The organism is Rickettsia koreansis (assembly GCF_046532895.1).
GTDB classification, from domain to species: Bacteria; Pseudomonadota; Alphaproteobacteria; order Rickettsiales; family Rickettsiaceae; genus Rickettsia; species Rickettsia rickettsii.
Map to the genome: position 1 here is coordinate 38,589 of NZ_WHLZ01000002.1, position 26,510 is coordinate 65,098.

Sequence of the window (26,510 nt, forward strand, 5' to 3'; positions counted from 1 at the left end):
TGTCTTATCTCTATTTTATCCTCGTAAAACTCGTTTTACAACATTAGGTTCTTTCTCAATAATCTTAAGAAGTAATTTTGCAGCTCCGGTAGGTAATCTTCTGCCTTGTTCCCAGTTTCTTAAAGTTGCAACACTCACTCCAAATGTTGTAGCAAATTGTTGTTGTGTTAATTTTAACTTATCTCTTGCTTCATGTACGTCTATATTAGATAATTTTATATCATGTTTATTTGCTTTTAATTTTCCTTTAGTGTATAAAACAGCCTCTTGCATTCCAATTAATATACTTTTGTTGGTTTGATTAGTATTTTTATTATTCATTTTTATAAAACCGGTTATTAAAAATACCAGCATATTTTCATTGTAGTAAAAATAAATTATTCTTATACTGCCACTTTTACCTTTATTAACTACTTAAAGTAAATCGTAACTTTCTTATACCTACAGTGCCTTTTATTATATCACCTTGGTCAGGATTAGCAGCAATGTAATGTATTATTTCAAAGCATTCTTTTTCATTTAAATTATTCTTAGCGAATTTTTGAAACTCTGGAAGCTCAACAACTGAAATCAGTTTTTTACTCATAATAATTATACGCCATTGGCGTAGGAGAATCAATAAATAATTTTTGTTTAGTATCATGGATACCATGGTAAGACCACGGTATGACAGAGTGCAAATTGGCTACACCAACAAAGCATTAGAAGAAAATTTCTTGATCATCGGAATAAATAAGCTTTCTAGTTCTTTGCGTATTTCTTCCTTGTTTTCTACTTTTTGACCTTCTTTACTTAAAGTTAGCTCGCCTTTTTCTACATGACCAAGTACAGCCTCAATGATTGCTTTTTTATCATGTTTACCATCCATATATCTAAGTGTAAACTTCTCAAAGAAATTAACGCCGATCGGTTCATGTTTTAAATTTGTAACCCACATAGAAGGTGTATTGGTTGCTTGATGTATCACCATTTTTGTTGTTTTAGGCTTATCAAGCTCAGGTTTATTTCGATGCTTCTGATTTGTAATACTAATATAACCTTGTAGTACTAGCTTCATTGCATTATTTAAAAGCTCAGCTTTGATTTCGTTTAATTTAGTATTATGTAGCTTTTTATTAGCTTCAGTGGTTATTTTCTCAAAGCTTAACGGATTATTTAGATTTTCGCTGAAAGTGTATAAAATAGCTTTCATATAAGGCGAACTAGTTGTTAAGTTAGAGTCTTGATTGCCGTTTAAGAAGAATTTTAAATTTTCGGAAGCATTATTAAGATCTACTTCTTTGAGTGGTTTTTCAGGCACTATATTAAAGATTATATTAAATTTCGTTATATCATCATTGTTAATATTTCTATTAATTTTCACATCACTATGACATAGTAAAGTGGTTCTAAAACGACGATTCGTAATGAAATCCATATATTGTTCGGTTCTAACTATGTCGTTTACCGCTTTTAACTGCTCTACTACTTTCGGCGGCATATTACCGAGATACATAGTCGAAAGATTACAATCGGCTAAATATTGTAAATTGTGCTTTCTTGCTTCATTCATAAATTCATAGAAGTAGAATTGAGCATTTTCTTCTTCTAGATGATCATGACGTAAATAATGATCGGTTTGTTTAGCAAGTAGCCCTGCTTCGGTTTTTAATGCTTCTGCATAAGGAGTTTTAGAGTTTTCTAAGCTATCCTTAACAAATTCTAGTAACAATCTAGATTGAGCTATTCTATCCCGTACATTTGCAAATGAGCTAGAATGATACATCATCATATCTCTAATAGTACGGACCATATTCCAGCCAGGGAGGGTATTATAGCTAATATATGCTATTCCGTTTGGACTAAGATTTTTATTACAAACTTCAAAAATTTTATCTCTAACGGTTTTTGGTACCCAAGAAATTACGCCATGGCAAATTATATAATCAAACTTACCGAAAGAATCGTTAATGTCGGTTATCGAACAATGATGGAATTCTATATTTTTTAATCCTAGTGCTTTAACATTTTTATTTGCTTCGTCAATTTGTACCTTAGACAAATCAACCCCAACAAAATAAGCTTTTGGATAAAGCACTGCATGTGGTATTAAATTACCGCCTGCTGCACAACCAAGCTCTAATATTTTTGCATTCTCGACTTCAGGAGCATTTACACCGAAAAGAGTTGCAAGTGTACTTAAGTGATAAGGATTTGTAAGAGCATATGGGTAGCTTTCATACGGTACTTCATCATAAGTGTTATGATCTGAAACCGCACCGTTAACAACGGATTGTGCGGAATGTGTTTTTTTTGCCATCTTATCATGACCGTTAGGGGTAGAAGAAGAGTTAGTAGCTTTTGGAGACATATTTTTTCCTTATATAGTTGAATTATTCGTGTCATCCCGCGGGATGACATTGTAGCTTTCATATAAATCACAGAATTATTAAAATGGCAATCTATAAGTAAATCCTATGCCAAATTCTCCAACGGCTATAGTTTTTTTGATAGGATTTGCTGGCACGAATTGCCCCGTTTTCATATCAAGTGTATCATAATTAATTCTTACTCTATATGCCGTTTGTAATTTTGCAGTTGCATCAATACTTAAATTTGAAGTTACATCTTGTGAAATTCCAAGACCTGCTTGCCAAGCAACACAATTTTTATGAGTTTTTCTTACTTTAAAATAATCGCTATTTATAATACTCCACCTAGAAGAGGTAGGCTTAACTTTTACTTGTGCTATTCCACCTCCAAGTATTACAAAAGGTGTGCAAGTTTTTATTTTTTCTAAATCATAAATAAGATTTAGCATATATATATTTGATAATACGGTAATATTACCTGGGGTTTTAGGAATAGTGAGACCATTACTTAAATTTTGCTGAGGTAATACGTAATGCAGACGATATTTAGGTTGATAAGTTGCTGAACATTCAATAGCTATCTGTGGATATATTATATAGCCTATTTTCCCACTATACATACTTGATTTTTTTAAAATTATTTCGGTATTTGAGTGTTTATGTTGGAATTTACTAACGACCGGTTCAACTATTCCACCTTCTGCTCCTATATAGAACCCTGTTTCTTTTGCGCAAGCAATGTTATTAAAAATGATGATAGTAATAAAAAATGATTTTAGTAATTTAGTCATTATAATTGCAAAATAAAAAAATATTATATACCCCTTTTATTAATGGTCAATCATATTTTTCCTAATTATGGAAGCAATTATACCAAATAGTAATAAAGTAATAGTTACAGTTAACGCAACATATGCCGGAATCGCTATATAATGATGAATAAATATTTTAAAGCTGATAAATATTAAAATTAAAGCCAAAGAATATTTTATATAACTGAAACGTTCTACAATTTCTGCTAAACAAAAGAATAACGCTCTAAGCCCTAAAATAGCAAAAATATTTGAAGTATAAATTATATAAACATCATTAGTAATTGCGAATATTGCCGGTATACTATCTATAGCAAAGACTAAATCTATTGCTTCTATCAGTACTAGAGATATAAAAAGGGGGGTGCAATATAGTTTGTTATTACGTTTAACAACAAATTTATCCCCTTCAAGGTTAGGGGTAATATTTAGATTTTTTATTATTGACTTGTAAATATAAGAATTCTGTATATCAAAAGTTTTATGTGATACATAGAAAGTTTTTATACCTGTAGCAATAAGTATTACGGCAAAAATATATAATAACCAGGCAAATTTATTTATAAGAATAATACCGCCGTAAATCATTACGGCTCTGAATATTATTACGCCTATTATACCGCAAAATAAAACACGATGTTGATATTGCCCGGGAATTTTAAAAAATTGGAACATAATAGAGATAACAAAAATATTATCAAGTGACATAGCTTTCTCAATGAGAAAGCAAGTATAATATTCACGAGCATGATCTGCCCCCGTATTATAGTAAACATAGATACCGAATAAACCAGCTATTACAAGATAGAAAAGACTAAAAAGCACGCTTTCTTTAAAACTCATTATGGTATTTTTTTTGTGTATTATTCCCAAATCGAGAATCAGTAAAGCAGCGATTACCGTATAAAAAATAATCCAACTCATTTATTTATCTCTTCATTTTATATTGCATGTGAAAATATAGTCCTCCATCAAACATAACTCTTAGCTGGAATCTTATAGTATTTTCTCCTTGTTTTAAATAACGCTTTATATCAATCGGTAAATTTTTAGCTTGTAATGCTTGACCTTGGTCATTTCCATTGTTACAGTACCTTTTCTCATCTAGAGAATCAACGTTAGTAGGGAGGCTAAGTAACTTTGTGCCGTTGACATATATTAATGTGCAATCATCATACCATAAATCTTTTACTTCAAAATACTCAATATCGTCCATTATTGCATCTAAAGTTACTTTGAATTCTACAGTATGCAATATTGTATTGTCCGGTTTATTTGCTGCAGCTATACTTGCTCCATCCTTTGGAAATGCCATAATGCTCCCATGTGGTACCGGTTTTTTGTTGAAGATATAGTCACCTATTTTAGTTACCGGATTATAAGGGGTCTCAAGTAATTGGTCTGATGGAAAGTCATTATAACCAACTTTTATAGGTAATCCTTTAAATTCTCTACAGCCGACATTGTGGCCCAAAGGTTCAAACTCGACAACCTTTCTATCAAAATATGATAAACAATGGCGTTCTAAAGGTTTATTAGGATCAATAGGTATCCAATTCGTCGGGCATTTTCCTTTTGCAAGTTCTCCTATATCGCTTTCAGGCCATTCTGCATTACCGTGATTGTTACCGGAAGGAGCTTTCTCTGTGCTAGGAATTTTAGCACAAGTAGGTACTAATATAGGAGCACAAAGATTTAGCTCTTGCCAAGTTTTATCTCTTACATCCTCAGTCTCAGCTTTATACGTCGGCTCAGGAGGAGTATTGTTATCTCCTTTTGTATATGTCACTGTATAATATTTTGAAGGATCTACCGGTACTAATATTGGTCCTATGTTAGGTTTCGGCTCGATTCTATCTGTATAATCCCTACTTAAAACACATATTGGAGTATTAGCCTTATCGTTATTGGTATAGCATTTACTCGGAATCTTATTTATATTGCAAGTATAAATTGTAATACCTCTTCCTGGACCTGACACTGTTTCTTCTAGAGTACAGCGCGTTAGATCTGTATCTTTTTTACATAAGCCAAGATTTGGATATTTAACGTTATATTTATTTTTAAAATCTTTACAATTTATAGTATCGTTGTTGTTGAGTTTAGCAAGTACACAATTTGTTGAGTCATTATTGTAACCGGGCATAGGTGATCCATCAGGTAAAGTAGGACGCAGCATAGGGTTACAATGTTGGAAATTTTTCGGCATCAAGCAGGCATGCGTTCCACCTTGGATATATTTACCGTTTATATATTCTAAATATTTTAAATATACCGCACTTGAGTCAGGATTTCCATTACTATCATAAGGTGCTTTATCGTCTTTATATTTACCGTGAATAGTCAACTGATTTAGAGCATTCTCTCCTGAAAATGGCATAGCAATATATTTATCTGCCTTTGGATCTTTAGGTATAAACGCAACGGAAGAACTATACTTATAACCGGCAAGCATTACTATGCTTTCGGTGTCAGTGGGGTTGGGAGGTGGAGGTCCGGCGTATGCTAACGGCGTTACAAGAGTGCTTGTTTCATCTATGATATTGTCGCCTTCTCTTACTTGTACTGACGCAATGAATTGCGGTTTATAATAAGCATCGTTGGGATTGCTATTATTAGTACAGGTAATTCCGGCATATTGCTTTGCACATTCATAAGCAGCTAAGCTGTAAGAATGATTTACTCTCGGTACGCAATCTATTAAATTACCGGACTCAAATAAGCAAATATTATTAGGATTTTGCTTATCATCTTCGGTATTACTAATAGAGACATAAAGCTTTCTATCTTTACCGTTATTGTCTTTTAAGATGACATCTGTCTTTATAGGCATTAAGCTAGTTGTATCTTGCTTTTGTACCTCAGGAAATTTTACGCTTACATCCTTAAATTCGCCGATATTAACTCCCCACACTTTTTGACAGGTAGTTGAATTAGAACTTGGACAGTCCGGTATATCGCTTATGTAGTAATCGCTGGGTGTTTCTACATTTCCAATTTTCTGCGAATATACTATTCTAAATCCCTCATTACAACCGTTAGCCGTAACACTACATGGTGTAGAAATTTCTGTATTAATACATGGAGTGTCGCCTGAAGTATTCTTACACGATTTAATTAAATCTTTAAAAGCCGTATTAGTATGAGTAATTTTTGCTGAAGAAAAATCTATATTACGTGGTTCTACACAAGTTTTGAGGTCAGAGCGAGAACTCGTGCAAAGCGGAACAAGATTGCTAAAGCTAACACGTATGGTATTATTAACAATATTGTTTTTAACATTAATATTAGATGGCACTACACAAGCTGGACTAGTAGAAGATTGGTCAAACTGGCCGCTTGCATCTTTTATGCTACATACATTATGAGCACTCGCATTAATGCTAATATAATCTAAATTTGGACAATATGGTGGTGGAAAAGGCCCTAAAGGTAATTGTACACAACCAAAAGAATAGCTATCTACAGAACCGTTTAATGATCCAAGTGCTTCAATAATTTTTATTATTAAAGTAGGAAAAAAATTAAAAATCTTTCCTATTGCATTAAGTATTGATTGAAGTACTTTTATAAATTCTGAATTTTGATCTATCATACCAAGAAGCTGCCCTAATAAACTTGGTAAACTTACTCCTTTTATCGTTTCAACTAAAAATTTTAATACTTTTGCAATAGGGCTAAGTTCGTTAGTGTGATGAAGAGGTTGACGATTAGGATTCCAGTCCACCGGATCAAGATGTACACCGGAATCTGACACAAGGTTAACAAGTCCAGGATCGCTATAAGCACAAAGTTTAGGAGGTTTTAAAGTAACTATTTTTCCGTCTACGCCGATTATCTTATTATCAGTTTCTGTATAACCGACTTTATTGAGATGTACTCCATCGGTATAACCTGGATCTGCAGGGGAAGGTGGAGCATTTATCCCGGGAGGTGGAGGCATATCTGGTACGGCAACTCTAGCACAGACTCTAGTTAGAGGTATACCGTAACCTGTAGGCCATAATACACATTCTCCATCCCAATTTAAAGTAGAGTTTTGGTGCCAACAAGCTATGGCATTACAGCTTTGAACTCTAATACGAATTTTTGGAGTAAAGTAACTACTATCAGGGGCTTCTTCTGCACATCTATTGAGTAAAAAACCGATAAATGTACCTGGGTAATCAAATTTTAATAAACAAGTATCATTATCACGGCCGTCGCTTTTATTCCAAGGAGGACATAATGTGCCTGGTTTAAAAGGTCCTCTTGGCTTTGCATTGATGCCTCCATCCTTATTCCAAATTTCCGTTCTCTCACTTTGACCGCAATTACATGGATCGCTAAGACAAGTGACTATATCATCCCAAATAGATGCATATACATTAAATGAGAAAAATGAAAATAAGAAAAATAATAAATATTTTTTTAACACTTTGAGTATTCTTTATGCGCGTTGTTTTTATAGTTCATAATAAATTATTGTCATCCCACGAGCTTGTAGCGGGATCCAGTCCTTTTTAATTTTTTTGGATCCCATAATAAATCACGGGATGACAGAGTGAAATATTAGTCCGTATTTAACTCATTATATAGGTAATTAACCCAATTATCCGGAGGACCTTGGTGTTGTTCAAGTATTTTTTTATAAATATCCATTTCCTCCTGTCTGCTTGATAAAATACGGACAACTCCTATTAAAGCGGCAATACTTAATTCAGAAGCTATCGCTTCATTATCCTTACTAATTAAGAACATTCTTGCAGAAAGTATTAGCTGTGATAATTTTTTTATTTCCGGCTCGCTTAAACCTAAAATTTTATCTAAATCTTCTATTTTAACGTCAGACGGTAGAATAATTTTAGTATTAATTAAATCAAGCCAAGGTTTTATAGTATATTTTGGATATGACTTAAGATAAATAAAATTGAAATTACTGACGAAAATACCGTTATTTTGAGACAAATTATTATAGATTAAATTTATATTATCATAATAAATCTCAGGTCTGTAAAGTGTATCAAAATTATCGGCAGCAAATATTTTAGGTTTTGTGCCAACTAGACTTAAATGATAAGTAAGAGCATAAATTGCTGCTGCACTAATACTTTGGTGTTTCTTTAAATTATTATTAAATTGTTCTAAAAATTTTCTCTCCGTCGGGTAAAATTGTTTAGAAAACGGCTCATCAGAAAGTTTATATAAATTAAACCCTATAACTTGCCCTTCTTCAATGTTAAGAGACGATCCGTCAAATAATCCGGAATATAATTGTTCTTCGGTAAAAACTTTAAGTTTATCAAGTATTTGTATTCCTCCTTCCTCCTTAAAATCTTCTAATTTTAAAATATCGGAAAAAATACGTTTTTCTTTTTCAATTGATAAAATTTTATTTTTTAATTTCTCTAGAAAGGATATCTCTATTTCGCTAAGAGGTGAAATGTAATGACCACTGATTAATTTTAAAAATTCTAAAATGAATGCTTGTGATTTTGCTGTATCATCTACTAAAAATGGATTGATAATTTGTTTGTCCGGTTCTAACCATTTGCCTTCTATTGCTTCGATAAAAATTTTAGAATCATTATTATTAGAGATATAAATTATTGTTGGATCGTATTTAGTCGATTCTGATATTAAAAAGTTCAATAATACAGTTTTGCCGGTTTTCCCCGTACCAAAGATGCAAGTATTACCTTTATTCGTTTTATCATGAAAATTCATGAAATATGGAGTACCTTTCTCGGTTCGCAGTAAAGTTATAGCCTTACCCCAAGGATTATATTGATTACCGAGTGTAGTATTATGAAGAGCGGTAAGAGAAGCAATATGCTCTACGGATAATGGTGACATTTTACGTATAAAGGCAAAGTTAGCAGGTAATTGCGACCAAAATATTTGCTCAATATTAATATCTTCTTTTACATGAATAATACCAAGTTTAAAAAGTTCAGTTGATGCTTTAGCTACGGCTGCATCTAGTTTATTTTCATCTTCTTCTATAACGGCAATTGAAATTTGCTGATTACAAAATTGAAAATCTAAATTAGCTGCATCAAGCTTATTAATCCCTTTGTGATTAAGTAAAGTTGAGTCGTTAGTAATTTTTAGAATATAATCTTGACCACGCAATTTGGATATTACTTGTTTTTTGCTAACAAAGTAAAATATTTCAGTTATTATTAATTCAATCGGTAACTGTAAAAATTTATCCAGTGTATTAGAAGGAGTTTCATGATATTCTTTTATAGATAGTAAAGAAGCGAATTTATTATTTTTCTCATGATCCGTAACTACCACTTTATCGCTTCTAATTGTATAAATACTTCTACCTAGTGCATCGGATAAATCTATTATAGGTACCAAACAATCATTATTATTAAGGTTAGCTATTCGATTATATAAAAATAAAGGATTAGAAAAAACATTATCATTTTCAAATATTATACCGAGTTTTTCAGCACTGAATTCGTTTAAATCATTTAAAATATTATTAGTGATATTGTCTAATTTTTGAAACGCTGTATCTAAGTAGTTATTTTCAAAATCAGTAATTAATTTATTAGATAAAGAATTTATTAAAGAGTTAAAATTTGTGATGTTAACTTTAGCAGAATCATGTACTATAGATATATATAAAGTATTAACGAATTTATCATTCCAATGGTTTTTTCTTTGCCATAGGGTATGAATATTTGCCGGTAATAATTTTTTGTAAGGAGTTAAATCGTCTAAGTTTTGTTTTTCTCGTATTGTATGTAGCCAAAAAGCAAAATCATAATCGGTTATATTCTTTTTTATAGAAACTCTAACCATTTCACGTAAATTTTGTATGTTATCACTTATTTTTTCTGAGGTAATGCCGTGTATTTTGATAATTTGTAGTAATTTACCGTCTTTGGTAAGTAAAGTATTTTCATTATAATGACATGCTATAGGTATAAAATTAGGAGCATTATAATTATATATATCTTTGTCAAATTTTCGTAAACCACTAAACACAAATAACCTGAATTTAAATTATCGTTTTGTATACTCGTTCAACTTGGAAAAGAGCAAGGAGTCTGTAAGCCGAGGGGCGGAGCGTATACTTAATAAGTGAGCATCCGAGGACTTACAAAGACGACGTAGCCAATTTTTCAAGTTGAACGAGTATAACAACTCTTCATTTCACAGGAGTATATACTAATGAACTTTGCCTGCGTGGATGCTAGAGTCGTCATTGCGAGCAGCCGTAGACCTCTACTCGATGTCATTCCCGCGAAAGCGGGAATGACATAAGAGCCATGCAACAAAGCCAATTTAACAACAACTAGAAACTTTACCTTATTATTTATCTTTAATAAACAATTATTCACTATAGGCAGTGATTTTTTGTAATCCTCCCATGTAATTTATCAAGACATCCGGTATAGTTATTGATCCATCTTCATTCTGATAATTTTCAAGTATTGCAACCATAGTTCTTCCGATAGGTAATCCTGAAGCATTTAAAGTATGAACTAAGGTAGTTTCGTTACTGCCGAATTCTTTATATCTTGCTTTCATTCTACGTGCTTGGAAATCTCCACAATTAGAACAGCTAGCAATTTCGCGATATTGCTTTTGTCCCGGAAGCCATACTTCTATATCATAGGTTTTTTTTGCCGCAAATCCCATATCTCCGGTGCAAAGTAACATAACACGATAAGGAAGATTCAGTTTTTGTAAAATAGTCTCTGATGCATTAGTTATATATTCATGCTCATTTTTTGATTCTTCAGGGGTAGTAATAGATACTAGCTCAACTTTACCGAACTGATGTAATCTAATCATACCTCTTGTATCTCTACCGCTACTACCTGCTTCTGATCTAAAGCACGGGGTGTAAGCAACATAACGCATCGGTAATTTTTCTCTTGGTATAATAGTATCGGCAACTATATTTACTAAAGATACTTCTGCGGTTGGAATTAGTCTGTAACCATTGGTTGTTACAAAAGACTCTTCGGCAAATTTAGGTAGTTGTCCTGCATTATACATAGCATTATCTCGCACTAATACCGGAGGTGATATCTCAAAGAAATCCCACTCTTTAGTATGAACATCAACCATAAAATTAATTAAAGCACGTTCTAGCTTTGCTAAATCACCTTTTAACGTTACAAATCTAGTTCCAGAAATTTTAGCAGTTTGTTCAAAATCCATTAAATTTAATTTTATACCTAGTTCAAAATGCTGTTTATTCAAAGCATTTGGATTTGTCTCTCCGTAAGTACGAACTAATTTATTCATACTTTCATCCATTCCGTAAGGTACTTCTTCGTCCGGAATATTAGGAAACATGTTTAATAGTTCATTTAATTCGTTATTATTATTTAGATCCTGTTCAAGTGCTTCCAACTTCTCATTTATATGTTTGACATCTCTTTGTAACCCTTCAAACTCTTCGCCGCTTTTAGAGGTCATATTACCTAAAATCTTTGATTTGACCTTACGTGCATGCTGAAATTCTTGAATTAAACTCGTAATTTTTCTTTTCTCTCCGTCGAGCATAGCAATTTTACTAGACATAGGTTCAATAAATCTTTGGCTAAGCTTTTCATCGAACAATTCTTTATTTTCTCTAATCCATTTGATATTTAACATTTAGTGTCCTCAGTTTTTCTATAAAATTACATATCATTATTGAAGTTTCATATAATAAAAGTAGCGGTATTGCAAGAGCAAACTGGCTTAAAATGTCAGGAGGCGTTAATATTCCTGCAATAATAAAGTTAATTACCACGGCAATGCATCTTTTTTGCTTAAGTGTTTGTACCTTAACTATTTTTAGTATATTTAATATCATTATCACAACTGGCAGTTGAAAGGCAACTCCAAAAGCAATAATTAAATGAATAACTAAATTTAGATACTCGCTAATTCTTGCTTCCAAAACTATCGGTACTATCATATCACGTTTTTCAAAACTAAGAAAAAAATTCCAAGCTTTCGGCATTACAAAGTAAAAAACAAAAATACTACCGCACCAAAATAAAATAGGCGACATAAAAAGAATAAAAGCGATAATTTTTTTTTCATGGTGGTGTAACCCGGGACTGATAAATAAATAACACTCCAAAGCAATTATAGGTATAATAATAGTAAAAGCAGTAAAAGCTGCAAGTTTAATATAGGTAAAAAATGCTTCTGTAAGCCCTGTATAAATTATATTTCGTACCGTATCACCGCTTAGCTTAGCAAGCGGTTTTAATAAAACACTATAAATATTGTCGCTAAAATAATAGCAAATAGCAAATATAATTATAAAAGCAATAAATATTCTAAGAAGCCTTATTTTTAATTCTAATAAATGTTCTTGAAAACTATATAGTTTCATAAAAATTCTGACTCTTCATTTCGCAGAAATATATATATATATCAATATTATAAAATTATAAACTTTTTTTAATAATTGTCATATCTTTTTAGAAATATTCACAAAGCCTAGTTTCTTTCTATATATTTTATAAAATATCGGGATAAATAACATGCTAAACAGAGTATTACCTAAAAAGAATACAGGCCAAGTAAGATATTTTGCACAAATACCGCCAAGGCTAGCTAGAATAATACGGCTAAGCGAGCTAAAAGATGCAATAATAGAATATTGTGTGGCAACAAATTCACTATTGCAAAGGCTAGCAAAATAGATAGAGATAATAGTTCCTGCAAAGCCTGCACAAAAATTTTGTACTGTAACAGTTATTATAAATGTCTTTATATCATAGCCGATAGTAGCAAGAATCATAAACATAAGAGGTGACAATAATTGAGTAACTCCACCAATTAAGACACTATGAAATATACCCATTTTTGCAGCTAAAACGCCGCTTAAAGCTCCTCCGACGATCATGATTAGTAACCCGTAAGCTTTGTAAATAACAGCAATTTCATGAGTAGTAAAACTTAAATCGAGCAATAAAGGCGAACTCATCGCCATAGGTATAGAATCCGCAGCCTTATATAAAAAGATAAACAATATAATTAGCAGTAAATATTGCTGTTCATTTTTTAAGGAGATAATACTTTTTTTAATAACTTCAAAATATTGTTGTAATCCTATTAAATTAGTAGTTGTATGGTATATTTCTTTTGATGGTGGTTCTTTGATACATAAAATTACTATAGGTCCAATTAGAGTAATGAATAGAGCAAATTTATATACTGTATTCCAGCCGAAAATAATTGATGAATATAAAGTACCGACGCTGCCAAGTAACATACCTAAACGAAACCCTATGCTACTAAAGGTAAAAGCCATTGAAAGTTCTTCTTTAGATGTAGGTCTCTCAATTCTATATGCATCAAGTACAATATCTTGTGTAGAACTGCAGAATGAAATAATAAATAAGATAATTGCAGTAATATATAAGTTATTACAAGGGCTTATGTTTAAGAACCCCGTCATCGCTAGGATTAAAAATATTTGTGATACCAATGCCCAGCCACGCCTGTGACCGAATTTAGAACATAAAAAAGGTATAGAGTATTTATCTATAAAAGGTGACCATATGACCTTTAAGCAATACGGAAAGGCAGCTAGTGATATCGAACCTATTATATCAGTGGTGTATTTTGCTTCGGATAATTGATATGGAACTGTAAAAAAAATTAAATTGAACGTAAGACCGGAAATTAAGCCTAAAAGTAAAATACCGATTAAATATGTATGGTTATTTATGTCATTCTTGCATGAATTGATCTTCAACGTCATTGTGAGAAAAAACTGTAAGTTTCGACGAAGCAATCCAGTAAAAAATTCTGATTTACAGAATATTCTATTATTATTTCTGAATTGCCACCACGCTCCTTGCAGTTGTGGCTTTGTTGCATGTCTTATTTCCACCTCTGTCATCCCGCAAGTTTGTAGCAGGACCCAGTTAAAAATACTAATATCGTTAGCATTTTTAGTTGTTTTTTGGATACCGTGGTCAAGCCACGGTATGACACCGAATACGTTTTTTGAGCAATGCAACAACGCTTTCAGTCGCTCGTAATGACGATTAGGTACACACGCAATAATGCCTCGCAGGAATGACATAAAGGAATGATTAAAAATTTTGTACACGAAATCTAATAGCTTTAAATAGTTACTTAATATTTCATTTTTAGGGAGTAAGGAGCGACTTTGGAAAATATTTTACCGACTACCGGTATTTTAGTTACAATAGTGCTGATTAAGAAAAAGGAAGGAATAACATTTCCTTTAACCATAATTAATTGCTGCTTGGTATCAATATTACCTGTCATAGTAAAATCAAAGAACGGTCCATGTGCTTCCGTATCAAAAATTGTAATTATATTTCCTCTATAATTAAATTTACCTCTCATATCTTCAAATAAAATATTTTTATTATTAGTTATTGAACTAAGAAAACCCGGCAACGAAACAAAGGAAACAAGCCGTGTTAAAAAAGGAGTATCGACTACCGTAAAATGTTTTATAGAAAATTTGCCGTCTAATATTGGCACTATTTCACCTTTTTTTACTTCATATCTTTTTGTATTTAAGTTGATGTTAATTTGACCGTTTTGCATAGTGTTATACATTCCGAGTCCCTTAAGCAATGCTCCGGCATTATCGGATTCAATGAACCATTGTTCAAAAGTTTCCTTAGCGGTAAGCGACATCTTAACTTTTTTATTATCAATATTAGCATTTAGAAAGCCGGAGAAACACCGCACTTTATCACATTTAATTGCTAAATCAAGATTACCTAGAATTATATTATTCTTTAAAAGTATTTTTGATATATTAGTTTTTAAATTAATATTACGTGTAGAATCTCCCGCTTTTTCTAAAAACTGCATCATATTAGCATTTGATAAATCTAATCTGCTTCCATAAAGTGCCGTATTAAGATTATGGTTATCTATGATTATTTTTCCTTTTAAATCCGTATGATTATGTTTAACAGAGGCTAGATTAATATTATAAATATTTTTCTTAATTAAGGCATTACCGTTAATTTTTAGATTGTCCTGCCCTGAAAGGTTAAATTCAATATTTCTATCGAAATTTTTATCATTTAATTTAGTATATAAATATAAATTGGCTTTTTTATATAATTTTTTATGAATAGATACTTTATCTATATAAAATTCTAAATTATTAAGATTAGAATTAACGGTAATAAAACTCTCATTATTATGCTGTTTTTTATACTCAAAATTTAAAACGGTGCTACCTGAAATTAATTTAAATACTCCAAATCTTTGATTATTTGCCGCAATATTGCTTTTTATTTTAAGTAAACACTCATTATTTTTATCCGATATATCATGATCATAAGTAAAGCTGCTTGCATAATTATTAATGTTAACTTTACCGCTAATATTTAGTTTATTATCTTTAAAACTACCTTTGGCTTCACCGTTTTGTAATAGGATATTATTGTCTAATGTGTTAAAAGAGATATTTGTTAATGTCGACAAAACATTATAGCTATTAGGGATATTGGGGCTAATAGGAATTATTAGCTCTATTATTGAATTTGCCGTTCCTTTGATTGTTTTAAGATCAATATTTTGAGCTTTAATATTTTGATATGCATCATTTGGAACAAAGGCAATTAAGTCATTAAGTTCACCTTTAGCAGTAGCATTAAAAACAAATTGTGATTTATCCAGTCCTTCCCATTTGAAAGTCATAATACCGTCTGAAATGACACTTTTACCGCTATATGCTTCATTAATTAGAAATTTTATTTCCGGTCCCGAAATGATTATATTAGTATCAACTTTAGTCAAAGGCGGTAAATCTGTATGATATTTATATTCAAAATTCGAGATATGTAAATTTGCTTTTAAATTATCTTCTACTAAAATATTTTTTTTTAAAAATTTTTTATCTAATTTAATATTTAATTCTCCGTTTTGGATGTAACCTTGTTTTATATGTTCTCGTAAATATGAGATTATAGGATTATCCGGAATAATTTTTTCGACTGTTTGATAAATTATTAAAGGCATATTTGCGGCAGCTGCACTTGCATCGATATTTTTATCGGTTATTATACCGCTTAGTGATAAAAAAGCTTTGTCCCCAAAGGTGAGTTTGCAATTAACGGTCTTTGGATTATTTTTAGAATAGGTGGTTTTATATGAGCATAAAGCATTTCCTAGAGGTAAGTCTGTTCCTTGCTCATCAGTTAAGATATCACTTTTTATTGAAGTTAATCGTATGTCGGTTAGGGAATCTTTTTTAATTATATTTAACGAATAATCACCGGTCGTTGAAGTATTTATAATCTCTTCATCGTTATTTGAAATTACGGAAATTTTATCGATATTAAAATTAGCCTCTATTAACGAATTAGAGAAGAAATTTTTGAAATTAAAGAAAAGATTAAAATCGTTAATTTCTCCTCTAGCATTATCTATAAGACTTAAGGAAATTTTATCTATGGATAATCGGTTTTCTTTAAATTCTAAATTATGTAGTACAGCCTTTATATCATTTTTACTTAAATAAAATTCAATTATTTTTTTCAAAGGTTCATTTAAGTGTCCTTTATTTGCACTATAAACAGTTAGAGTTATAGCCAAAGATAATGAAATCAGAATTATAAAAATACTAATAAAGGTTTTTTTAATAAAATTCATTTGAGCTTGTAAATCTATTGAAATATGATAAAAGCTTTATATACTCGGATAGAACTGCAAAAATTGGCTATGTCATCCTACAAGTACTCCGGTACTCACGTATTAAGTATACGCTCTGTTCCTCGTCTTGTGGACTCCTTGCACTTTTTGAAATTGAGCTTCGTTTATACTACTCTTCATTTATTTGAGGTATACACTTGGAATATAACGTATAATTTAAAAATTTAATATAAAAATCACAAAAAATTATGAATATTACATTTATCGGTAGCGGATATGTGGGATTAGTCTCAGGTATTATTCTGGGCTATTTAGGTCATAATGTTACTTGTCTTGATAATGATGAGGTTAAAATATCCAAATTAAATAAGCAAATATTACCGATTTATGAAGCTAAACTTGATGAGTATCTTAAGCAAGCTTTAGAATCTGATAGGTTAAAATTTACAAATATTTATAATAATGAACTTCAAAATGCTGATGCAATATTTATTACGGTCGGTACACCTTCAAAATGCTTGGGAGAAGCGGATTTAAAATATGTTTATGATGCTATTGATAAAGTTTTCGAGCATATAAATAAAGATTGTTTAATAGTCATAAAATCTACCGTTCCGCCCGGTAGTTGCAGTAATATTATAGCTTATTTAAAATCAAGAGGCTTTTCATTTAATGTTGCTTCTAATCCTGAGTTTTTAAGAGAGGGTAGTGCGGTAGAAGATTTTTTATATCCTGATCGTATAGTTATCGGTGTAAATAATAAAGAATCAGAGGAAATATTGCGAAAAATTTATGCACCTTTACAAGGTGCAAAGTTTGTGGTTACCGATTTAGTGACGAGCGAACTTATTAAATATGCTTCAAATAGTTTCTTAGCTACCAAAATTGCTTTTATTAATGAGATGGCTGATTTATGTGAAAAAATCGGCGGTAATATTAAAGATTTATCTAAAGGTGTAGGACTTGACCAAAGAATCGGTCAAAATTTTTTAAATGTAGGACCTGGTTTTGGTGGTTCGTGCTTTCCAAAAGATATTCTAGCATTAAATAATCTTGTAGAAAATCATTATATAGATTGTAGGATTCTTAAGGCAGTAATTAAAAGTAATAAGCAGCGTCCAAGTAATATGGTAGATAAAATAGCTACTTTGTTAGACGGAGATTTAAAAGGTAAAAATATAGCAATTTTAGGTTTAACATATAAAGCAGGAACAGATGATGTAAGAGCAAGCCCTGCCATCGCAATTGTAAAGATCTTATTAAATAAAGATGTATATGTTAAAGCATTTGATCCTATCGGTCTTGAAAATGCTAAAAAGAATTTGGAACATAAAAATTTGCTATATTTAGATTCAGCAGTGGACGCCTGTAAATCAGTAGATATTATAGTTATTGCAACTGAATGGTCAGAATTTAAAGAACTTAATTGGCAAGAAATTTATGATTTAGTAAAATCGCCGATAATCATTGATCTTAGAAATATACTAGATAATGAAGCAATGAAAAAAATCGGTTTTAGATATTATGCAGTCGGAAGTAAAATTTAGTCTTGTCGTTAAGGCTTCCGATGTTATTTCCGCGTAGGCGTGAATCCAGTACTTTAAAACTTTTTAAAAGCTCGATTTATCTCGCTTTACCCTGGATTCACGCCTACGCGGAAATAACATAAAAAGTCTACGGGAATGACATAAGGAGTCATACAGTAAGACAATAAACTTTAACATTAATTTAAAATGCGACCTGAATTTATTCATTTAAGAACTCAAAGCTCTTATTCTTTTCTAGAAAGTGCATTAACGATTGAGAAGGTAGTAGAACTTGCTTCATCGAATAAAATGTCTGCTATTTGTTTGGCAGATAAGGGAAATTTATTCGGCTCATTAGAGTTTGCATTATGTGCAGTAAAAAAAGGACTGCAGCCGATACACGGAGTTATTCTAAATATAAAATACGATATAGATATTTTTGCTCAAATTTTGCTTATAGCTAAAGATGAAACTGGTTATAAAAATTTACTCAAACTATCAAGTCTTACTTTTATTAAAAATGATCGTAAGATATGCGATCACATTGATTTTGAAGATTTAATCGAATATCAAGAAGGATTAATAGGATTATGCTGTTATACCGACGGTATTGTCGGAAAATGCTTGCTAGCTCGCAACGAGGAGCAAGCGATGCTGTTTGCACGTAAATTACAGGAAATTTTAGGAGATCGTTTTTACTTTGAGATTATGAGACATGAGATACCGGAAGAACAGTTTATTGAGGATAGTTATATTAGAATTGCTGCCGAGCTTGCTATTCCGCTTGTTGCTACTAATAAAGTTTTGTTTAGTGAGAAAAGCATGCATGATGCACATGATGTATTGTTATGTATATCAGCCGGTGTTACTAAAGAATATTTGGATCGAAAAACAGTTAGCGAAAATTGTTATTTTAGATCACCGCATGAGATGATAGAGCTTTTTTCCGATTTACCTAGTGCCATCCAAAATACCGTGAATTTAAGAGAGCGTTGTTATTTTGCCGCACATGCAAACCCGCCGATGCTGCCTAATTTTGCCACCAAAGATATTAGTGAAACGGATTTAATTAAAAAAGATGCAAAAGAAGGGTTGCGTGCAAGGCTTGCTACAAAGTTTAAATCTGAAAATATTTCGTTAGAGAATCAAGAAGAATTGAAAACCGAATATTTTGCTCGTCTTAATTATGAGCTGGATATTATCTGTAATATGAATTTTGCCGGTTATTTTTTGATTGTATCTGATTTTATTAAATGGAGTAAAAAAGAGGGTATTTTAGTCGGACCGGGTAGAGGATCGGGAGCAGGCTCGGTTGTTGCTTGGAGCTTGCTTATTACTGATCTCGATCCGATTAAATTTGGCTTATTATTTGAAAGATTTTTAAATCCTGAACGTATTTCAATGCCTGATTTTGATATTGATTTTTGTCAGGAAAGGCGTGAGGAAGTAATTAATTACGTACGTTCCAAATACGGTAATAATAGAGTAGGACAGATTATAACTTTCGGTAAGATGCAGGCAAAGGCTGTAATTAAGGATGTCGCTCGTGTTCTTAGCTTACCTTATAAATTCGCTGATTATCTAACGGAGCTTGTCCCTTTTAGTGCAGTTAATCCAGTTAGCTTAGAACAGGCAATGCGTGAAGTTCCGGAGCTTGCAAATGCCGCTAAGGGTAATGGGCTGTATAATTTAGACGGTGAAGCGGAGTTAATTAAGCTAGTGCTTGATACTTCGTTAATTCTTGAGGGGCTGCATAGGCATTCCTCAACTCATGCTGCAGGAATCGTAATAGCAGGTACTGATTTAGTCGATATAGTACCGGTATATAAAGATGCTAACTCCGATATGCTGGTAGTCGGTTATTCTATGAAATATTCCGAGATTGCCGGTTTAATTAAATTTGATTTTTTAGGGCTACAAACCCTAACGGTTATTACCGATTGTAAGAAACTGCTTAAAGAGCAAGGGATAGAAGTAGATTTTAACAATATGACGTTTGATGATAATAAGACTTATCAAATGTTGTGTAAAGGTAAAGGAGTCGGCGTTTTTCAATTTGAAAGTATCGGGATGAAAGATGCACTTAGACGCCTTAAACCTGATTCTATACATGATTTGATAGCTCTTGGTGCGTTATACCGTCCTGGTCCTATGGAAAATATTCCTACCTATATAGCTTGTAAGCATAAATTACAACAGCCTGATTATTTACATGAGCTATTGAAGCCAATCTTAGAAGAAACTTACGGAGTGGTGATATATCAGGAGCAGGTACAAAGAATTGCTCAGGTTCTTGCAGGTTATACGCTAGGAGCTGCCGATTTACTTCGTAGAGCAATGGGTAAGAAGATAAAAAAAGAAATGGAGGAGCAGGAAGAAATTTTTGTTAAAGGAGCAATTGCTAATAATATTTCGGAATCTCAAGCTAAATCCATTTTTGCAACCGTGGCTAAATTTGCCGGATACGGTTTTAATAAGGCACATGCTGCGTCTTACGGTGTTATTTCATACCAAACTGCATATCTTAAAGCTAATTATCCTGCTGAATTTTTAGTAGCATGCTTAAATCTTGAATTGAATAATCACGATAAAATTAATTTATTTTTACAAGAAGCAAAAGATAACGGCATAAAAATTATTGCACCTAATATTAATATTTCTGAAGGGTATTTTAGTGTAAAGTTTTCGGACACTGTCATCCCGCATAGCGTAAAGCCTGTCATACCGCAACTTGATCGCGGTATCCAGGAAATTTCAAAAGATACCGTGGTCAAGCCACGGTATGACATCGCGGGTGCAATAATCTTTGCCTTAGGTGCTATTAAGGGAGTTACGCCGAATTTCGGTAAGTTAGTAACGGATGAGCGAAAAGCAAGAGGGGCGTTTAAATCAATTACTGATTTTATTGAAAGATTACCCCCAAAATCTATTAATAGTAAATTATTGGAAAATTTAATCAAGTCAGGCTGTTTTGATGAGCTGCATGATAATCGATTGCAATTATTGTCAAGCATTCCAAAATTGCTTTCTTATTCAACTGCATATCACGAAGAGCAGGAATCTAATCAATTTAGCTTAATTAAAGTGTCTAGTTTAAGTCCAACTATTTTAGTATCAAGCGATTATGCCGATAAAAATACTTTAGCCTTTTATGAATTTGAGGCTATGGGTTTATTTATCTCTAATCATCCTCTTACGGAATATCAAGAAATATTTAGTCGTTTAAATATTTTAAATACTGCGGATTTGCATAATAACTTACCTTATGGTACTAACCGAGTAAATCTTGCCGGTGTAATACAAAAAAAGGATTCTCGTATGTCGGCAAGAGGTAGGTTTGTGACGCTCGTGCTTTCCGATCCTGAGAATATCTTTGAACTTAGTATTTTTAGTGAGGAAGTTTTAAAAGATTATGTACATTTACTTGATGTTAAAAGTTTGGTAGTTGTTAATTGTGACATAGTTAAAGATGAGGGAGGAATAAAACTAACGGCAAAAAGCTTTTCATCAATTGAGGATGCAATTAATAATAAACAATTTGAACTACAGTTTTATCCACAAAATCATGAAGAATTACGGCAGATAGTAACCTTGCTTGCAGCTCGTATAAATAACGAAGATCAGAGTAATGCTAAAGCTACAATCTATTTACAAAGTGCAGATGTAAAGAATTTTGTAGCAAAAATTATATTACCTGAAAAATTTTTGCTCCAAGGGCAAGATTTTGAGATTTTAAAAGGATATAGTAAATAGCGTAGTTGTTGCGTGGTTCGGTTTTCCGCTGTCATTCCCGCGAGCCATGCAACAATGCCTCGCAGGAATGACCTCGAAACCTTGAGTCAACTTTTTATAGGCAATACCTGAATTGATGGTAAAATGAATCTATAATTGAGTAATATTCTTTGATGTTTTTTTACCGCTAAATACTGCATTATTATTTTTATTATCGCTAAGTTCCATATATTTTGTTAGTTGATGTTTGTCTGCTATTAACTTTGCTTCTTTTTCTAAATTGATATTTTGCTCAAGATTTGGGTCTTTAATTAATTCTTTAAAATAATTACTTATGGATTTTAATCCCAATTTTCTCGTTAATTTACTTAAATACTTATAAAATTTATTTTTGATAGTTTGTTTTTTAGGTTCTGAATTTTTATTGCATATATTATCGGTTTTAACTTCTTATTTTTGATCTTCTAATACTCCTGTATTATTAGGTAGATTTTTATTAACTTCAGTTATTAGTGCATTTACTAAATTTTGTTTTTCTTCTTTAAGTACAGCGTCATTCAAAAAGCTTGATATAGGCGAATTTTTTGAGTATATTGTATCCAAGTTAAGGTTAGTAGTTTCTTGTTTTTCTAAGTTCGGGAGCGGTATATTAATATGCGCGTTTTTTATTTCAATTATAGGTGAGTCTCTTAATTTATTCTATCCAAAAATATCTAGAGTTTGTTGTGTAAATTCATCTACTAATTTTTGAGCTTTTATAGGTGTTATTTCTTCATTAAATTTATTTTTACTATAAATCTTTGACCATTTGAGTGATTTCTTCGGATGCTTTTGCTTCCGGTATAGTCATTTTGTATTTTTGTGCCATATCTTTTATGACATCATCCAATTTCTTATGTTCTTCCGATAGCTCTAGCGGTTTAGGGTTAGTATTACTTTGTTTCATTTGTTGGAAAATATCTATGCCGGGCGGTTTGCTATTTTCGCTTGTATTTGTGCTTTGATAAGTATATTTACATTTTTATCATTTAAGCATTTTGCTGATAGCTCTTTAATGATTTGTTCTTTATTAGATTTATATAATCTATAATTTTCTAAAACTTTTTTTGAGGGAGCGATTTCATGATCTTCAAAACAAGTTTGGATATGGTTTATAACAGGCTTAAAAAGATTCTCGGTAATAGGTAAATCAGTGTCCTTATAGGGAAATACAGTAGATAAAAAATCTACTAGATCAATCTTGATATACTTTAAATTAGATTCCTCAGCAACTTTATTAAATCACTTTTCTTTTGTGCTTGGTGTATGCCCTTCATTATAAAAAAAAGTATCAAAATAATTAGTAGCTGAATTGGCAATATCTTTTTGAAATTGATTTTGATAAGTTGTATTTGAGATACTTTGTTCTTTTATTAAAGGTATATTTAAGATATTTGCTAAATTTTTTTGTTCACTTTCTAAGTTTGATATTATTTGTGATACTTGATTTTGTGTAATAAAATCATATATTTCATGAAATTCTGAATCCGGTACATTGTCTCTTAAAGCTTCTCTTATTGACCTGCTACTACAATTCCCTAAAGTTTGTCCGGTAACTGTTCTTCTTGAATCAGCTTTTGGATTAATAAATTGTCCCGATTTGAATCTGTTGATTTCGTTATTATGAGCTTTTATTGCTTCTATTTATTAATATATGATTTTTTATATGCTTATTTTATCAAATATGTATGCTGTATTATATGTTGAAGTTATTTTTCTGGATGCCAGCTTTTGCGGAAATGACAGCAAGTCATGCAATAACGCTGCCTTTAACTAGGAATGATACACCTTCAATGAATTTCCATCCAGTTATTACCTGCTCTAATTTCGGTTATAATCGGTACATCCATATTAGTAGAATTTTCCATGATTTTTTTAATAATAGGTATTATAATTTCTACTTCATCAATCGGTGCTTCAAATAGTAATTCATCATGAATTTGCAGTACTAATCTTGTTTTAAGTTTACGTTTTTCTATTTCTTGATCTAGATTGATCATAGCAATTTTAATTATATCGGCATTAGTGCCTTGAATCGGAGCATTAATAGCCGCACGTTCTGCGAATTGTTTAAGCTTTTTATCATGAATTAGAGGTACAAAACATTTTCTGCCAAAGCAATTTGTGACATAGCCGTTGCTACTTGCAAAAGCTTTTGTTTGTTCCATATATTCTTGCACTCCTTTATATTCAGCAAAATATTTCTTGATATATTCGGATGCTTCGCCGTTAGTAACGTTTAATTGCTTAGCAAGCCCAAAAGCACTTATACCGTAAATGATACCAAAATTTATAGCTTTTGCTTTACGCCTATGTTCGCTAGTTAGTTTGTGTTTTTGTAAGTTAAAGATCTGACAAGCAGTTTGAGTATGGATATCGTCTTTATTGATAAATGCTTGTTTTAGTGCATCTATATTTGCGATATGGCTTAATATTCTAAGCTCAATTTGAGAATAATCGGCAGATATTAATTTATAACCTTCTGCAGCAATAAAAGCTTGTCTGATTTGATTTCCCTCACTAGAGCGAATAGGTACATTTTGTAGATTAGGTTCCTGTGAGCTAAGTCTTCCTGTAGTGGTAGAAGTTTGTAAAAATGTCGTATGTACCCTATGTGTTATATTATCTATCTGTTTCGGCAAACTATCGGTGTAGGTATTCTTTAATTTTGTCAGTTGCCGCCATCTTAATAACAAATCTGCAATATTATATCCATGCTCACTAAGTTTTTCTAGTATTTCCGCTCCCGTTGAGTAAGAGCTTGCTTTAGCTGAAGCTTTACCGAAAGGTAATTGCATTTTTTCGAACAAGATTTCTCCTAATTGTTTTGGCGAACCAATATTAAATTTAGTTCCGCTAAGAGCAAAAATTTCTGCTTCAAGTTTTAGAATTTCTGTTCCAAATTCAGCGGATAATTGTTTTAGGTAATTAGCATCTACTGTAATACCCACTTTCTCCATTTTATCTAAAATAAAACAAATAGGTAAATCAATGTTGCTATAAAGTCTAAAGGTTTTGTTGTCTTTAAGCTTCAATATAGTTTGCTTATAAAGTGCGATAAAGTTTATTACTATTTTTGCTGATTCGATAATTATATTTTCTATACAAGTTTCTTTCAAAACTTCTTTAAATAAATTTTTCTGTGATAAACCGGCAGATAACGCATACTGCATTAATTCTAAATCTTCTATAGCCGTAATGTCATGAGATTGGTTTGCATAAAATTTAAGTAGAAGTTTAAGAGAGTAAGTAATTTTTTTTATGGATTTATCGGTTAGTAAATTGAATATTATATCCGAAAACCAGTTGTTATTTTTAGTATTATAAGAAAATAGATCATGAGAAGTGTTTGAAATTTTAATAATATAGCTTTGGTTTTGCAGTGATAAAATAAAAGCAAGATTAGCTCCTTTATGCTGTAATTGTAATAAATATATCCCGAATATTCCTATTTTCATGGCTTCTTTAGCAAAGTCTGCTAACTCATTAGCATTATTAATTTCTTTTATTTCCGTTACTTTATTATCTGCTATCTCTTTGTGATCATTAATTTTAATATCCAATAAATTTTCTACTCTTTTATATAAAGATCTAAAACCGTATTCCTGTAAAAATCCTGTTAATTTATCGCTATTTGGAGGTGACCATTCTAAATTATTTAGCTGAAAATCTAAATCAACATTAGAATTAAGCCCTATTAACTGCCATGAAATTAACGCCGCTGCTCTTGAATTTTGTAAAGTTTCACGTTGTTTTACGCTTGAGACTTGGTCTAAAGAGTTAAATATATTTTCTACAGAACCAAATTGCGTTATAAGACTACTTGCAGTTTTTGGTCCAATAGATGGCACACCCGGAATATTATCCGATCTATCGCCGATTAAAGCCATTACTTCACGTAATTTATCAGAAGTAGTGCCAAATTTTTTAACCACATCATCCTCCGTAATATATTTCCCTTTTAACGGATCATATATCTTGATGTTTTCAGTCATTAACTGTAATAAATCTTTATCGGAAGAGATAATGACTACATGTTCGCCAAGTGCAGCAGTTTTAGTAGCAAAGGTTGCGATAATGTCATCGGCTTCATAACCGTTCTTCTCTAGAATAGGAAAATTTAAGTTACTTGCAACATCACGAACTAAAGGTAATTGTACAATTAAATCTTCAGGGGGTGAAGGGCGGTTAGCTTTATAGTCGGGATAAATCTGATGGCGAAAATTTTTCCCGCCGCTATCAAATACTACAGCGACATGTTTAGGCTTAAAGTCGCTCAGTAATTTTAGCAGCATTGAAGTAAAACCGTAAAGAGCACCGACAGGCTCGCCTTTTGGTGAAGTTAAAGGCTGTTGTGCATAATAGGCTCTAAAAACAAATCCGTATCCGTCTATGAGCAATAAGGTATTTTTTTGAGTCATTTTATGATTTTATTTTTA

17 protein-coding genes and 2 pseudogenes are annotated in these 26,510 nt (G+C 31.7%); 3 read left to right on the top strand and 16 right to left on the bottom strand.

Features of this window, described 5'->3' with window-relative positions; translation table 11 throughout:
- Positions 1–15: 15 nt before the first annotated feature.
- The 7 genes from GCO76_RS05785 to GCO76_RS05815 all read right to left on the bottom strand — a co-directional run bounded on the left by GCO76_RS05785 (position 16) and on the right by GCO76_RS05815 (position 10,147).
- Positions 16–321, bottom strand: a complete 306-nt coding sequence (locus GCO76_RS05785; RefSeq protein WP_041404426.1) for a helix-turn-helix domain-containing protein — start codon at positions 319–321, stop codon at positions 16–18.
- A gap of 85 nt (positions 322–406) precedes the next feature.
- The gene (locus GCO76_RS05790) at positions 407–643 is read right to left on the bottom strand and encodes a hypothetical protein (protein ID WP_410956516.1); all 237 of its coding nucleotides are present in this window, start codon (positions 641–643) and stop codon (positions 407–409) included.
- 42 nt (positions 644–685) lie between these two features.
- On the bottom strand, positions 686–2,350 hold the full coding sequence (locus tag GCO76_RS05795; protein WP_410956517.1) for a methyltransferase regulatory domain-containing protein: 1,665 nt from the start codon (positions 2,348–2,350) through the stop codon (positions 686–688).
- Positions 2,351–2,428: 78 nt separating this feature from the next.
- Positions 2,429–3,142: an outer membrane protein gene (locus GCO76_RS05800; RefSeq protein WP_410956518.1), complete on the bottom strand. Its 714-nt coding sequence runs from the start codon at positions 3,140–3,142 to the stop codon at positions 2,429–2,431.
- A 39-nt stretch (positions 3,143–3,181) separates the two neighbouring features.
- Positions 3,182–4,087 (bottom strand): TerC/Alx family metal homeostasis membrane protein, encoded by a 906-nt coding sequence (locus GCO76_RS05805; RefSeq protein WP_410956519.1) that lies wholly within the window; start codon positions 4,085–4,087, stop codon positions 3,182–3,184.
- Positions 4,088–4,091: 4 nt separating this feature from the next.
- Positions 4,092–7,580 carry a hypothetical protein gene (locus tag GCO76_RS05810; RefSeq protein ID WP_410956520.1) on the bottom strand — a complete coding sequence of 1,163 codons (3,489 nt, stop codon included), beginning with the start codon at positions 7,578–7,580 and terminating at the stop codon, positions 4,092–4,094.
- Positions 7,581–7,714: 134 nt separating this feature from the next.
- Positions 7,715–10,147 (bottom strand): VirB4 family type IV secretion/conjugal transfer ATPase, encoded by a 2,433-nt coding sequence (locus tag GCO76_RS05815; protein ID WP_410956521.1) that lies wholly within the window; start codon positions 10,145–10,147, stop codon positions 7,715–7,717.
- A gap of 43 nt (positions 10,148–10,190) precedes the next feature.
- Between GCO76_RS05815 and GCO76_RS05820 the strand changes: the two are divergent.
- A pseudogene (locus tag GCO76_RS05820) lies at positions 10,191–10,293 on the top strand (palindromic element RPE5 domain-containing protein).
- On the opposite strand, the pseudogene GCO76_RS07940 reads toward GCO76_RS05820, so the two are convergent.
- The 5 genes and pseudogenes from GCO76_RS07940 to GCO76_RS05840 all read right to left on the bottom strand — a co-directional run.
- Positions 10,294–10,446: pseudogene (locus tag GCO76_RS07940) on the bottom strand (palindromic element RPE5 domain-containing protein); the annotation flags it as partial.
- Positions 10,447–10,495: 49 nt separating this feature from the next.
- On the bottom strand, positions 10,496–11,773 hold the full coding sequence (serS, locus tag GCO76_RS05825; RefSeq protein ID WP_410956522.1) for a serine--tRNA ligase: 1,278 nt from the start codon (positions 11,771–11,773) through the stop codon (positions 10,496–10,498).
- Positions 11,751–12,506 (bottom strand): twin-arginine translocase subunit TatC, encoded by a 756-nt coding sequence (tatC, locus tag GCO76_RS05830; RefSeq protein ID WP_410956523.1) that lies wholly within the window; start codon positions 12,504–12,506, stop codon positions 11,751–11,753. Before tatC ends, serS begins: the two co-directional genes overlap by 23 nt.
- A 78-nt stretch (positions 12,507–12,584) precedes the next feature.
- Positions 12,585–14,237: an MFS transporter gene (locus tag GCO76_RS05835; RefSeq protein ID WP_410956524.1), complete on the bottom strand. Its 1,653-nt coding sequence runs from the start codon at positions 14,235–14,237 to the stop codon at positions 12,585–12,587.
- 26 nt (positions 14,238–14,263) lie between these two features.
- A complete protein-coding gene (locus tag GCO76_RS05840; RefSeq protein WP_410956525.1) occupies positions 14,264–16,774 on the bottom strand; it encodes a YhdP family protein in 2,511 nt (836 codons plus the stop codon).
- 248 nt (positions 16,775–17,022) lie between these two features.
- On the opposite strand from GCO76_RS05840, the gene GCO76_RS05845 reads away from it, so the two are divergent.
- Complete coding sequence (locus GCO76_RS05845; RefSeq protein WP_410956526.1) at positions 17,023–18,321, top strand: UDP-glucose dehydrogenase family protein; 1,299 nt, start codon at positions 17,023–17,025, stop codon at positions 18,319–18,321.
- A 186-nt stretch (positions 18,322–18,507) separates the two neighbouring features.
- Positions 18,508–22,053: a DNA polymerase III subunit alpha gene (dnaE, locus tag GCO76_RS05850; RefSeq protein WP_410956527.1), complete on the top strand. Its 3,546-nt coding sequence runs from the start codon at positions 18,508–18,510 to the stop codon at positions 22,051–22,053.
- A gap of 129 nt (positions 22,054–22,182) precedes the next feature.
- On the opposite strand, the gene GCO76_RS05855 is transcribed toward dnaE, so the two are convergent.
- The 4 genes from GCO76_RS05855 to polA all read right to left on the bottom strand — a co-directional run bounded on the left by GCO76_RS05855 (position 22,183) and on the right by polA (position 26,492).
- Complete coding sequence (locus GCO76_RS05855) at positions 22,183–22,383, bottom strand: hypothetical protein (RefSeq protein ID WP_103897505.1); 201 nt, start codon at positions 22,381–22,383, stop codon at positions 22,183–22,185.
- 99 nt (positions 22,384–22,482) lie between these two features.
- Positions 22,483–22,635, bottom strand: a complete 153-nt coding sequence (locus GCO76_RS05860) for a hypothetical protein (protein WP_410956528.1) — start codon at positions 22,633–22,635, stop codon at positions 22,483–22,485.
- Between the two features lie 187 nt (positions 22,636–22,822).
- Entirely contained in the window at positions 22,823–22,978 is a 156-nt protein-coding gene (locus GCO76_RS05865; protein WP_014014793.1) for a hypothetical protein, read from the bottom strand.
- Between the two features lie 883 nt (positions 22,979–23,861).
- Positions 23,862–26,492, bottom strand: coding sequence for a DNA polymerase I (gene polA, locus GCO76_RS05870; RefSeq protein WP_410956529.1), 2,631 nt, complete (start codon positions 26,490–26,492; stop codon positions 23,862–23,864).
- Between the last annotated feature and the right edge of the window lie 18 nt (positions 26,493–26,510).